The organism is Streptomyces sp. NPDC007971 (genome assembly GCF_042958635.1).
Lineage (GTDB): Bacteria > Actinomycetota > Actinomycetes > Streptomycetales > Streptomycetaceae > Streptomyces.
Genome location: NZ_JBIBJK010000040.1, coordinates 26,624 through 39,685, shown reverse-complemented (window position 1 = coordinate 39,685; position 13,062 = coordinate 26,624). Strand labels below are relative to the sequence as shown.

Below are 13,062 nucleotides of genomic sequence, written 5' to 3'. Positions count from 1 at the left end.
ATGTCGCAATCCACACCAGGCCAGAGGGCCCTCACCCATTTCAAGATCACACGTCAGTGATCGCTGTCACCAACCTCCATGGACAGAACACCTAGGGCACCGTCCGAGTCGGCGCCTGGCGGTGAGTGAGGTCGATCGCCCCTTTCCCTCCACCACGAACCACTGCCGGACTTTTCGCCATCGCCATCCGCAGGAGAACAAGTGCGGCGTGTGGACAGAGCCTCTCGCCGGCGTCGTTCTAGGGCTGCCGGCTCTGGGCGGTGGAGCTGGGCGACGGCGTGGGTGAGATGCCGCCGGTGGTGCCGCCGATCAGCCCGCCGTCAGATGCGTTGCCGGTCCCCCCGCCGGACGGGCCGGCGGTAGTGCCGGGACTGTCGGTCGGAGTCGGAGTGGTGCAGTTCTCCTTCCAGTGCCGGCAGCCGTCGATGGAGGGGCTCGGCGTGACCGGTGCGGTCGGGGCGGCCGAGGGGGTGCTTGCGGTGGCGGAGGGGGTGGCCGACTGGGCGCCGTTTTCGTCGGTGGCCTGACCCAGTTGCGGGGCGGGCGGGAACTGCTGGACAGGCTGTCCCTGGAGGGCGGGAGTCATGTAGCCGGTCCACACCTCGGTGGGCATGTCGGCGCCGAAGACCTTGGAGTAGCCGCCCACGCCCTGCATCGACTGCAGGCCGGCGTTCTTCGGGTCCTCCTTGAACAGGGCGACAGAAGTGACCATCTGCGGGGTGTAGCCGATGAACCAGGCGGACTTGTAGTCGTCGGTGGTGCCGGTCTTGCCTGCCGCCGGTCGGCCCAGGGCCTGGGCGTTGGTGCCCGTACCGTTCTTGACGACGCCTTGCAGGACGTCGGTGACGGTGTCGGCGGTCGAGGAGGGCATGGCCGTGGTGCCCTTGGGCTTGGCGAAGCCGGGCACCTGCCCGCCGTCGGCGATGACCTTGGTCACCGAGTACGGCTCGTGCTGAATCCCGCCGTCGTCGAAGGTGGCGTAGGCGTCGGCCATGCGGATCACCGAGGGGGTGGAGGTACCGATGTAGAAGCCGGGGGTGTCGTACTGCAGACTCTTGCGCAGCAGGCCCGCCTTGAGGGCCTCGTTCTCCACGTTGTCGTAGCCGACGTACTCGCCGAGCTGGACGTACGGGGTGTTGACCGACTGCTCCATGGCCTTGCGCAGGGTGATGTAACCCCATTTCGTGGGGACGTCGTTGCGCTGGTGGAGGAGTCCTGTGGGGTCGCCGGAGTCCGGCAGTTCCTGGCCTTGCCGGCTCTTGATGGTGATCCCGTCGTCGCCGTTGAACTTGGAGTCGGGGGTGATCGGTGAGGGTTGCCCGCCCGGGGAGAGTACGGCGCCGTGGTCGAGGGCGGCCGCCAGGTCGATGGGCTTGAAGGTGGAACCGACCGGCACACCGGTGGCGTCGGCGTTGTTGGTCCAGTGGCCTTTGTTCCAGCCCGGCCCGCCGTACAGGGCCACGACCGCGCCGCTCGACGGATCGATCGATGCCGCACCGACCTGGACGTCCTTGTCCGCCGAGCGGTGCTTGGGGTCGAGGTGCTTCTTCTCCATCACCGCGACGGACGCCGACAGCGCGTTCACCTTCCTCCTGTCGAAGGTGGTGTAGATCTGGTAACCGCCGTGACCGAGTTGCTGGTCGGTGATCGACGAGTGCGCTTCGACGTACTTCATCGCGGTGTCCACCAGGTAGCCGGTCTGCCCGGACATCCCCGCCGACGGTGCGTAGGGCTTGGGCGCGGGAAAACCGGCGGCCAGGTACTGCTGTTCCTGCGCCTGGTCGATCTTGTGGATGGCGGCCATACGGCCCAGCACGTACTTCCAGCGCGCCTCGGCCTGGGCCTTGGCCTGCGGGTCGGAGTCGGCGTGCATCAGCAAGCTCGGCTCGTTGACGGTGGCGGCGATGAACGCGCCCTGACTGACGGTCAGCTGGGAGGCGTTCTCGCGGTAGTAGGCGCGGGCCGCAGCTTCGATGCCGTAGGCGTCCCGACCGTAGTAACAGGTGTTGAGATAGCCCTGCAGAATCTGCTGCTTGGACATCTGACCGCCGATTTTCAGGGAGATCATGATCTCCCTGAACTTGCGGGTGACCGACTGGTCCTGACTGAGGTAGGTGTTCTTCACGAACTGCTGGGTGATGGTGGACCCGGACTGCACCTCACCGCCTGTGGCCATGTGGTAGACAGCGCGAAACATACCCTGCGTGTCGACGCCGGGATCGGTGTAGAAGGTTGCGTTCTCCGCGGCGAGGAAGTCCCACTGCACCAGCATCGGGACCTGGGCGAGGTCGACGTTCTGCCGGTCGGTCGACCCCTGTGTGGCCATCACCGAACCGTCCGACCAGTAGTAGGTGTTGCTCTGCTTCTGGGTGCTGGGATTGGCGCTGGGGATGGTCGTGGTGGCGTAGGCGTATCCGAACAGGCCCAGGAGGCCACCGACGACCAGCAGGAAAGTACCGAGCACCTGCTTCCACGAAGGCAGCCACCGCCGAAGACCACGCTTGTCCGCCCGCGGGTAGTCGATGAGACCGCGTCGACCACCGCGCCCGGGGTTCGGACGCCGATCGTCCGCCCTCCGACGTCCCGCTCGCCCGTCGCCGACGTGGGCGGCCCGGACGCCGTACCGCGAGTCGTCCGGGCCGGACGGTCCTGTCCTCCCGGGCGACCTACGCCGGTGTCCGCTCATCTTCGCCACTCCTCGACCAGACTCGAGCCCACACGCCACTGCGAGGCCGGAATCGCCGCACCACTGTGGTCTGCGACGGGTGCCCTGGCCCGGGGCGGATTGAAGCTCCGACTTCCTACAAATTGTAAGACTAACCCGTGCCCGGGCCGCGACGGGAGCACCTCTGGTCAAAGCCCCACGGCGCGTAGGATCGATCGTGGCGCGCGTACGGCAGGCACAGGAGGGTTGGGGCATGGCTCACGACAGCGGTGGCGAGCACGCCGACCGCCGGGCGAGCGGCGCTTTGGAGGCCGAGATCATGGCCGTGCTCTGGAGTGCCGGTGTGCCGATGACGGCCGGTGCCGTCCAGGCTGCCCTCACGCCTGGGCTCGCCTACAAAACCGTACTCACCGTGTTGGGACGATTGCACACCAAGGGGATGCTCGAACGCCAGCGCGTCGGCAGGGCCCACGCGTATCACCCGCGCCAGGAAGCAGCCGAGGCTTCCGCCGAGCAGATGAAAACCGCGCTGGACCGCGGCCACGACCGCGCTGCCGTACTGCAGCGCTTCATCGAGACGCTCGATCCCGCAGACGAGGCCGCGCTGCGCGCCCTGCTCGGCCCAGGCGAGTGACACGACCGGCGAAGGAATGCCATGGTGCGCGGCACAGGTGCCCCGCGTTCCGCAGACCCGGCAGCCGCCGTGGTCGGTCCGGCGCACTGCATGCCCACGGAGCCGTGGACTCTCCCGGACCGGTACGCCCCACTCGACTTCAGAGCAGATTGCGCCCCGCTCGACTTCAGAACAGATGGAGAACGTGCAGGCAACGGGCGAAATCCGAAGTCACCTCGGCGAAGGCCAAACCGGTCAGGGCAGTGACCGCCAGCGCGGGCGAGACCGCACCCCAGTGGCTGGTCGGACGTTCGGCCCGCATGGCGCCGACGCGCGCGGTCACCTTGTGCCTCAGATAGGCCAGGACACCTTGCGGCTCACGCATCCGGGTCGCGTCGGCAATCGCCAGTGCGGCACGGGCCAGAGAACGGGCGGCGAGCAGGCGGCTGCCCGTCGACTGCGCGGCTTCCTCATCCGCCCAGCGTTCAATCTGGAAGGCGACGAGGTCGCGTACCGGCCGCAGCAGCGGGTTGCAGGCGGCCGCCGTCTCGGCGACTCCTGCGTAGAGGTGGTGCCGGTGGAGCAGATGGGCCCGTTCGTGGGCGAGCAGCACTGCCTGTTCGTCGGCAGGCAGGGCACGCAGCATGGCGGAGGTCACGACGACTCGGCGTGATCGGCCGGGCAGCGCGTAAGCGTCCGGCCGGTCCGACCTGACCACGACCAGGTCACCGGCCGCCGGCTGTTTCCTCAGCGGGGCAAGCGCGCGCACCGCAGACCATCGGCGCCACATCACCGCGAGCGCCCGGAGCAACGACACCGTGAGCAGTCCGGCCGCCAGCGCCCCCAGGACGTCGGGAACCGGGTCGTCGACGGCCAGGGCGACCGGGCTGCTGTGAGCCTGGTCCTGGAAGACGTCGGTGCGCCCCAGTCCGCCCACCGTGAGGGCGGTCAGACCCCACACCATGGCGGCCGTCGCGATGAGGCTCAGCAGGGTCAGTGCGCGTACCGCGGCAGCGGGAGCCAGCCGGCGCCCCAGCTGCGGACCGAGCATGGCCAGGGCGACCGGGGCAAGGAGAAGCAGGTAGACCGAGATGTGCACAACAGCTCCGGGCGGCTTCAGGTCCGGACGCCGAGCGAGGCACGGAGCGCCGCATCCTGGAGCACCCTCCGGCGAACGGCTCTCTGGTCGGCGTGCATCGGGAAGCGCACGGTGATCACCTCGCTGCCATTCCGTCGAGCGGCCGTCACCTGGGCCTCCGGCGCGTCCGCCGGATATCGAAACACCCTGCAGCTCGTGCGCGTGATCGCAGGGCTGCACGTGCTTGCAGTGCTCAACGCCCACTCCTTACATACGGCGCTCCAGTAGAGCACGGTCAGTCACTCGTTCGACGTGTGTCAGGTAAGACCCGAGTTAGTTCTTCGACCTCGAACACCCGACGCGCCGAGCAACGGTTGCCGACGGTCGGCAGGCCCGCGGCTCCGGTCGCGCTCAGCGCTACTCTCTTGTCTCACATAACGTAGGAGTTCATTGAGGTCTGCCCGTGCCGGGCCCTCTGCACCGTGGCCGGCAGGGGTGCCCGTGATGGCTGCACGAACGGGAGCACAGTGTCCAGCGTGAACCATGGGGTTGTGACGGTGGTGGTCATCACCTACAACGACGCGGAGCGAGTCTCAGAGGCGGTCGCCTCGGCTCTCGCTCAGGGCGATGCGGTCGGCGAGGTCGTGGTGGTCGACGACGCGTCCACCGACGGCACACCTCACCTGTTGGGACAGCTCGCGGCCGCCGACCCTCGGGTACGCGTCGTACGCCGCACGAGCAACAGCGGCGGTTGCGGAACCCCGCGCAACGACGGCATCGGCGCGGCCCGCTTCCCATGGCTCGTCTTCCTCGACAGTGACGACGTGCTCCCGCCGAAGGCCGTGGACGCGCTGCTCACCGTCGCACTGCGGCATGACGCCGACGTGGCGGCGGGCCTGTGCGTACGGCGCGAGCTGCCCGGTGGACGTGAGATCCCTTGGCAGGAACAACTGTTCACCGTCGAGTCGGCGCACGACGGGGTGACCCAGCGCCCGCAGACACTGTGGGACACGCTGTCCGTGAACAAGATCTACCGCCGGGAGTTCCTGCTCTCCCGGCGGATCCGTTTCCCCGACGGCGCGGCGCACTACGAGGACTTCGTCTTCACCGCGCGCGTCTACGCGGCCCGTCCACGCCTCGCCGTCACCCCCGAGACGGTCTACATCTGGCATGTGCGCTACGGCACCGGCCGGGCCTCGATATCGCTGCGCCGAGACCGGATCCAGAACTGGCGGGACCGGGTCACCGCCCATCGGCACGTGCTGGAGATCATGCGGGACAGCGGCGAGGGGGATCTGCTGATCGCCGCGCAGACAAAGTTCCTGGAGTTCGATCTCGCCGTCTACCTGAACGAACTGCCTCAGCGTGCGCCGGAGTACCAGGACATCTGGTGGCGGATCTCCCGCGAGCATGTACGCGCCTTCGAGGAGGAGGCCGTACGCCGGGCCACACCCGCGGCGCGCTGGCGCACCGCGGTGCTCCTCGGACGCGAGCGGCAGGACGCGGGCCTTCGACGGCTGGCCGAGCTGGCGGCCGACCCGCCGCGGCTGACGCCACCGTACGTCGGTGACGTGCGGCGACCACTGTGGGACGAGGTGCGTTCCGCCCCCGACGGTCCGGACGAGATCGTGCTCGACGGTCTCGCCGACGCCCCGATCGCACAACTTCCGTTGTACGTCTCCGCGGACGTGAACGGAGGCCGTCGGCTCCTGCTCGAACTGCGGCTGGCCGAGCTCTACGGCAGGACCGCGCACGTCGGCCCGGAGCGAGCGACCGTCGAGCTTCGCCACCGGATGACGGACGCGGCACACCGGTGCGAGGGGGTGTGGGAGGCCCGGCCCGACGGAGAGGGCTGGCGTGCCGTCGTCACCGTCGACGCGGCGGCGCTGTGTGAACACGGCACGATCACCACATGGGACGCCTGGGTGACCCTGTCCTTCCGGGACGGTGAGCCGGTCACGCGGCCGCTGCGTGCCGGTTCAGGCCTGAGACGACTGGTGCGGGTAGGCCGACGAGGGCGGGTGCTGCTGCTCCAGCCGTACGCCACCACCAGTGGATGTCTCGCCGTACGCGTCGCTGACGGCCTTGTCGGAATGCGCGCCGTGGTCGCCGGGCGGCTCGCCCGCCACATGCGGCGCTGACCCGCGACGGGTTCACCTGGCGGCGGACGTCCGGCCGTTCGGGTCGGCCGCCTCCCCGGGCGCCGGCTCGCCCAGGAAGACGCTGCGTACGACGCGCTCGGCCGCGCGCCCGTCGTCATAGGGGCAGAAGCGATCCCGGAACCGCGCGAGCCGCTTGGCCGCACTCGGCCTCGTGTGCTCGCCGCTGCGGAACACCTCGACGAGCCTTTCGTGCGTGGTGGCGACCGGGCCGGGCCCCTCGGCGAGGAGGTCGAAGTAGACCCCCCGTGAGCGCCGGTACATCTCCCAGTCGGGCGCGTAGATCACGATCGGCCTGTCCAGGACTGCGTAGTCGAACATCACCGACGAGTAGTCGGTGATCAGAACATCGGCGGCGATGCACAGGTCTTCGATCGACGGGTGGGACGAGACGTCCACGACGCCCCGGGACGAGGAGGTCCGCTGGATGTCGAAGTAGTGTGAGCGCACCAGCAGGACATGGTCGTCGCCGAGCTGATCGCCGAATCGCCGCACGTCCAGGACGGGTGCCGTCTCGTTCTGGTGGTCACGGTGGGTGGGCGCGTAGAGGACGGCGATCTGCCCGGGGGCGATGCCGAGTTCGCCCCGCACGCGGTCGGCTCGGTCGAGCGACGCGTTGACCAGCCGGTCGACGCGCGGATAGCCCGTCTCCAGCACCTCGTAACCGCCGGGGTAGACCCTGGTGAACACCTCGGTGGTGTGCGGGTTCGGCGAGACGAGGACGTCCCACCGAGCGCACTGCTCCACCAGTCGGTCGAAGTTCATGTCGCGTGCGGCAGCCGGGTGGTCCCGCAGGTCGGTCCCCATCTTCTTCAGAGGGGTGCCGTGCTGTGTCTGCACCAGCACCGCGCCACGACGTTTGGGCAGTTCGTACGGGAAGTTGACGTTGTTGACCAGGTACTTGGCCCGTGCCATGGTGCGCAGGCAGCGGGGGGTCCCATCGACCACGTACTCGACCCCTGGCGGGATGGAAGCCGTGCTGTCCTTGGCGACGACCCACACTCCGCGGATGCCGGGCGCGAGTTCGCAGGCCTTCTCGAAGATGGCCGCGGGATTGCAGGCGTAGCCGCTGTTCCAGTAGGCGGCGTAGACAGCCAGCGTGTCGTCGGCGGGAAGCCGCAGACAGGCGCGGTAGTAGGCACGCCGCAGCGCCGTTGCCGCAAGCCGGGGTGTCCGCCGAGCCACGCCGCGCGCGCGGCCGAGGGTGGCGCGCAGTGCGAGACGAAGCCGGTTCACCGGCTCCAGCGCCGCGTACGCGGGATAGGCCCCTCGCGCCACCAACCGGTACTGCAGGCCGCGCAGCCCGGACGGGTAGGAGTAGTCACGCGGCCGGAACTGCTGGAAGTGCTCGGACGCCCGCCGGAAGAAGTCGCGTCGTAGGTTCTCCGGCACCAGGCCGGGCGTGGCGAGCACGGTCGTCGCGTGGCGCACGGTGCGGTCGAAGACCGCTGTGCGGAACGGCTCGGCGGTCCCGGCCTCGCGGTCGATGAATGCGAAGATCCGCTCGTACTGGCCGAAGAGGTCGAAGTGCTTCGGGCTGGAGGTGCTCGTGATCGCACCCTCACGCCCGCGCTGGTAGTGGTAGCAGACCCGGTCGAGCATGCTGAGTCGACGCGCTGCGAGCAGCGAGGGGTAGGTGACCGAAATGTCTTCGTAGTACCCGCGCCCGAATTCCAGGTTCAGGCCCAGCAGGTAGTCCCGGCGCAGCACCCTGCTCCACGCGGTCATGATCAGGTCCAGGGTGCCGGGCCGTTCCCCGAGCGTGAATGTCTCGGGAGCGTCCTGGAAGAGATGCGCACGCGCGTTGCGCTCCACCCTTCCGCCCGGGTCGACCAGAGCATGGTCGACGAGAAGCACGTCGGGACGGGTCTGTCGCAGCCGCTCGGCGACCGCGGCCAGCGCCCCGCATGTCAGCCGGTCGTCGCTGTCGACGAACCAGACGTAGTCGCCCTTCGCCCGGGCCAGGCCCTCACTGCGCGCCTGGCCGAGCCCGACGTTCTCCGGCAGGTGCACCACACGCATCCGAGGATCCCTGGCCGCGTACTCGTCGAGCAGGGCACCGCTGCCGTCGGGGGAACAGTCGTCCACGGCGACGACCTCGATGCCCCCGAAGGATTGCGACGCTCCCAGCAGGGAGTCCAGGCATTCCGGCAGAAACTCCTGCACCTGGTACACGGGCAGGACGACACTGATGAGCACCTCCTCCTCGGACGGCTGGGCGGCCGGGTTGTCATTTGTTGCCACACGTCCTCCAGGCAGTGTCGGTGTACGCCTTGCACGGCCGGACCTGGGACCGGCCGGTGCCCGGGCGGTTTCCCCCTGCAAGCCCCACGGAGGTCGTGGGATGCGCGTGCCGGGCGGAACGTCGCGGCGACCGCACCGGCCCGACGCGATCCAGCGGCTCGCGTCGCCGTTCGCACGCATGCGCTGGGAAACGCGGCAGTCTCCAGCACAGAGTAGTCCTACAACCTGTAGGACTTCCAGCGGGACCGGAGACCGGTGTGACCGACACCACTCAGGGATACCCAGGAGCGTGGTCACCGCGTCTGGAACCCAGCCGAGACACCACCCGAAAGGGTGGCCGGCCTCGGTCGCGGAACACCGAATGCGGTCTTGTGCGACGTGGAGGAGCGCGCGCCGGAAACGGCTGCCGACGATTGATGGGACTTGCATCGACTTCGATCGTCGGTCGAACCGGACCATGACCGCATGATTCCGCTGCAAGGCCACCGCCTACGCCCCCGGTCAGCGGCCGACGCGGGTGAGGCCTCTCGATGTGGCCCCTCAACCCGGTGTGCCCCTGCCGCACACCTGCACCCGCTCAGGTGACGGCCGTTCGCCATCCGCGCTCAACCCCTTGGCCGGCCTGACAGCCACGGCTGTTGGCGATCCGCGGGTCGAGTGCGGTTCCGAATGAGGACTGCCCCGACTCAGGTGATGTGTCGGGGCAGTCCTCGTCGCGATTGGTCAGCCGAGTGAGGTGAGGAGGGTGTTGAGTGCCTTGACCTCGGTGGCCTTGTCGGGGTTCGGGGCGCGTAGCCCCTTCAGGACCTGGTCGATCTCGCTGTCCAGGAAGTGCCACGCCTTCTCGCTCTTGGGCTCAAGGGTGGGCTGGTCGTCGTCCCAGGCTGTTTCGAGGTCGGTCACTCGGGTGGTCGCGGCCCGCTGATTGCCCGCGTTGAGCTTTGCCCGGGTGTCAGCTGCGATCGTGCGGAACTTCGCGATCTCAGCCGGCGGGAACGGTGACGTCGCCTGCTCCGGGGTGAGATGGGCGGTGACAGGTGCGGGGGCGTCATCCTCGCCGGCTGCGGCCGCGTGGGGCTGGTGATGTGCCCAGACGAGAAGCGCTGCAGTTGCGACCGCTACGACGGCGTAGTAACCGAGCATGATCCGCTCACGCGCCGGGTTCGGCGCCGGTGGGGTATGGGTCAGGTCGTGGGTCTCGATGACATCGCTGCGGCTGAGCGTGAGGTACACGACCGTGGCGAGGATCGCGGCCAGGAAGATCACGCTGGTCATCGCGGTGCCGAGGCCCAGGCCGCCGTCGCCGCCGGGCGAGCCGAGCCAGTCGCCGAGGTTGGCGCCGAGCGGGCGAGTGAGGATGTAGGCCAGCCAGAAGGAGAGCACCGCGTTGGCGCCGAGGCGCCATGCGAGGACGATCGCGACGATCAGTCCCAGGGGCAGGAGCACGGAGACGCCGGGAGTCCAGCCGGTCAGGTCCAGGGTCCAGTCACCGGTCGCGGTACCGAGGGCGAAAGTGACCAGGACCGCAAGCCAGTAGAAGAGTTCACGGGGACGGGTGGTGATGGTGTGGACGGACAGGGTCCGCTCGCGGGCGTACCAGATTCCGAAGACAACGGCGAGGAGGCCGGCGAACACGCTGCTGCTCAGCGCGAGGGGAACGCCCTGACTGTCGGTGAGGATGTCGGTGTAGAGAGTGCCGGTCACGCTCACCACCACGACGGTGAGCCAGTACACGAACGGGATGTAGCGTTTGGTGCTGAGCTGCCAGCCCAGGACGCCCGCCAGAACAGCGGTGAAGATCAATGCAGTGTTGATCAGGCCGACACCGAGGTTCATGTTGATCCAGTCGGCGAAGCTCTCGCCGACCGTGGTGCACAGGATCTTGATGATCCAGAACCAGATCGTGACCTCGGGAACCTTGTTCAGCATCTGCCTGACAGGCGTCCGAACACTCTCGGGCGTCGCCGCAGTTGTCATGTAATCCTCACATGTATCGGGCAGCAGCACGGGGCATCCCGCACGACCGCACAACGGGTAACTGTCTGCAAATGTGTAGACAGCGCAGTCTCGGATCCACAGGGCGCCGGGATGACTTCGATTGCTCGTCAAGCCCGTTCCGACTGCGCTGCCGAGGCGTCCTCCGTGACGCAGTTCGCGTTCCGGGAAGGACCTCCGCTTTTCTTTTCTCCTCGGCCTGCGCGAGGAATTTCTGTACGCCTTGTCATGACCCGCGGGCGGTTCACCTTGTTACGCAGGATCTTGAGATTTTCCCTGTGCGACACAGAACGCGCCTTCGCCGCGTGCTCCGCGCGGCAGAGAGGCGTCCGGAACGCGGTGATGCAGGCGATGAGATCCGCTGAGTCGGAGAGACTTGGAGACCCGGTCACCAGCAGGCGAGCATATTGGCCACCTCGGAAGTGGCCAGACCAAGAGATGCGTGTTGCTAATTTGAGCCCGGACCGGCGGAGCCGGCCGGGATTCTGAGAAACGTCGAGCCGGAATTCAACGTGCGGAGCATGCGAATTCCTGGCGCCCGATCCACCGTGCGGCTCCCCCGCACGAGCTCTCGTGCCACCCCCTCATCCAGTGCCGGAGAGGCGTCAGACGTTTCATAGGTCATGCTGCCCGACTGTGCCATCGGGTACCTGAATGCATCCTGACTGTCACCGCGATCACACGCTCCACTCGTGCCGCACGAGCACCATGGGGCCATGCACACGCACGCACGTCTTCTCCGCATGGCGACCTTGCGTCCCGCCCTACCCGAGTGACGGATGTGCTTTCGGTCATCCACCTCGCGGTACCCCTGCCGCACCAGTCCCCGGACGCCGACGGCGCAGCGGCCTGGGGGCGCCTGCCTGCCGCCTTCACGTCGTACCGTCCACGGCCTCGTCGCCGCGGATCGGGACGAGCAGGGTGAAGGTGGTCGGAGCGCTGCCGGTCCGGGCCAGGCGACCGCCGAGGCCGGTCGCCAGATCGCTCGCGAGGGCGAGGCCGATGCCCGTTCCCCGGCCACCGCCGCTGTGGCCGCGGTCGAACAACCGCGCTGCCGAGCCGTGCACCTCGCCCTCGTCGGTGACGTCGAAGGCGAGTGCGTCGTCGAGGTCGCGTACGACCAGACGGACCGTGCCCCTGCCGTGGACGCGGGCATTGTCCAGCAGGATGTCGAGGATCTCCGTGACCGGCCCGCCGGGTACGCAGAGGTCCTCCGGCACGTCCCGGGCGAGGTGCTCGAAGCGGCGTCCGGCCTGGGCCAGCTGACCGTGCCAGCGTTCCTCCGTGGCCCGCAGCACCTGGCCCAGGGGCCGGTCGGCAGCCCTCGGCCTGAGCATCGCCCGGGACGTGGACAGGCGCAGGACCTCCTCCACCGTGTCGTGCAGTCGGCGGGTGGTGGTGAGGGCCTCGGCGAGGACCGGTCGCAGCCGGGCGTCGTCGCCCTGCTCCAGGCCGGACTCCAGCGTGAGCTGAAGGCCGGCCAGGGGTGTGCGCAGCTGGTGGGAGGCGTTGGCCGCGAAGTCCCGTTCGTGTCGCAGGAGTTCGGACAGGCTGTGCAGCATCTCATTGTGGGTGCGGGCGACCTGGTCGATCTCGGCGATGCTGCTGGGGGCCGCCCGCGCGCCCAGGTCTCCTTCAGCAACGGCCAGGCAGTGCCGGGAGAGACCCTCCAGCGGCGCGGCAAGGGTCCGTGCCTGGCGGCGGGCGACAAGGACGGCGACGGCCAGCGCAACTGCGGCCACCCCCAGCAGTGCCGCCCACGTCAGGAAGACCCGGTCGCGTACGGCGGCGGCGGGGGAGGACGCACGAACGACTCCGATCACGTGCTCGGCATGCGAGACAGGCACCGCGACGACCAGGCCGCCACCCGACCGGGTCCGGACGACCCCACCTGCGACGGCCCCGTGAACCGGGGCGTCGGCGGTTGCGGGGCCACTGCCCGCGTGCAACCGCCCTTGCGGGTCGTACAGGCCGAGGCGCCCGCCGGCCGGGGGTGCGGGCAGCTCCACGGGGTCGCCGCTCCGGTAGTCCGGACTGACACGGACGGCGCCGGCCAGGGCGGCCCGTTCCAGGGTGTCGCGCTGGTCGGCGTACAGGGCGGAACGGACCGCCAGGGCCAGGGGGACGGCGAGGAGGACGACGGCGACCAGGGCGGCTACGACGGCGACTCGCACCACGCGCTGTCTCATGCCTTCATCATGCGACCCCACGTGCGGCCCCGACCACGCACGCCACACGTTTTGCCGTCGTCTAACCCTCGGCGAGCAGAGCGCTAACCGGCCCGCTCCTAGCGTCGACGGTACGACCG

7 protein-coding genes are annotated in these 13,062 nt (G+C 68.8%); 2 read left to right on the top strand and 5 right to left on the bottom strand.

Going from position 1 to position 13,062, the window contains the following annotated elements; all coding sequences use genetic code 11:
* Positions 1–238: 238 nt before the first annotated feature.
* Positions 239–2,464: a transglycosylase domain-containing protein gene (locus tag ACFZCP_RS44645; RefSeq protein ID WP_391442646.1), complete on the bottom strand. Its 2,226-nt coding sequence runs from the start codon at positions 2,462–2,464 to the stop codon at positions 239–241.
* A gap of 454 nt (positions 2,465–2,918) precedes the next feature.
* Between ACFZCP_RS44645 and ACFZCP_RS44640 the strand changes: the two genes are divergently transcribed.
* A complete protein-coding gene (locus ACFZCP_RS44640; protein ID WP_391442642.1) occupies positions 2,919–3,299 on the top strand; it encodes a BlaI/MecI/CopY family transcriptional regulator in 381 nt (126 codons plus the stop codon).
* Between the two features lie 166 nt (positions 3,300–3,465).
* Here the strand turns inward: ACFZCP_RS44640 and ACFZCP_RS44635 are convergent, their stop codons facing one another.
* Positions 3,466–4,377 carry a M48 family metalloprotease gene (locus ACFZCP_RS44635; protein ID WP_391442639.1) on the bottom strand — a complete coding sequence of 304 codons (912 nt, stop codon included), beginning with the start codon at positions 4,375–4,377 and terminating at the stop codon, positions 3,466–3,468.
* A 515-nt stretch (positions 4,378–4,892) separates the two neighbouring features.
* On the opposite strand from ACFZCP_RS44635, the gene ACFZCP_RS44630 reads away from it, so the two are divergent.
* Complete coding sequence (locus ACFZCP_RS44630) at positions 4,893–6,497, top strand: glycosyltransferase (protein ID WP_391442636.1); 1,605 nt, start codon at positions 4,893–4,895, stop codon at positions 6,495–6,497.
* Positions 6,498–6,509: 12 nt separating this feature from the next.
* Here ACFZCP_RS44630 and ACFZCP_RS44625 read toward each other — a convergent pair whose 3' ends face one another.
* The 3 genes from ACFZCP_RS44625 to ACFZCP_RS44615 form a co-directional block, all read right to left on the bottom strand.
* The gene (locus ACFZCP_RS44625; protein WP_391442634.1) at positions 6,510–8,759 is read right to left on the bottom strand and encodes a CDP-glycerol glycerophosphotransferase family protein; all 2,250 of its coding nucleotides are present in this window, start codon (positions 8,757–8,759) and stop codon (positions 6,510–6,512) included.
* Between the two features lie 723 nt (positions 8,760–9,482).
* The gene (locus ACFZCP_RS44620; RefSeq protein WP_391442631.1) at positions 9,483–10,688 is read right to left on the bottom strand and encodes a hypothetical protein; all 1,206 of its coding nucleotides are present in this window, start codon (positions 10,686–10,688) and stop codon (positions 9,483–9,485) included.
* Positions 10,689–11,626: 938 nt separating this feature from the next.
* The gene (locus ACFZCP_RS44615) at positions 11,627–12,943 is read right to left on the bottom strand and encodes a histidine kinase dimerization/phospho-acceptor domain-containing protein (RefSeq protein WP_391442628.1); all 1,317 of its coding nucleotides are present in this window, start codon (positions 12,941–12,943) and stop codon (positions 11,627–11,629) included.
* Positions 12,944–13,062 lie beyond the last annotated feature (119 nt).

Excerpts from the sequence above, each read along its gene's own strand:
- ACFZCP_RS44640 (WP_391442642.1), top strand. The coding sequence starts at position 2,919 with ATGGCTCACGACAGCGGTGGCGAGCACGCCGACCGCCGGGCGAGCGGC.
- ACFZCP_RS44620 (WP_391442631.1), bottom strand. The coding sequence starts at position 10,688 with ATGCTGAACAAGGTTCCCGAGGTCACGATCTGGTTCTGGATCATCAAG.
- ACFZCP_RS44615 (WP_391442628.1), bottom strand. The coding sequence starts at position 12,943 with ATGAGACAGCGCGTGGTGCGAGTCGCCGTCGTAGCCGCCCTGGTCGCC.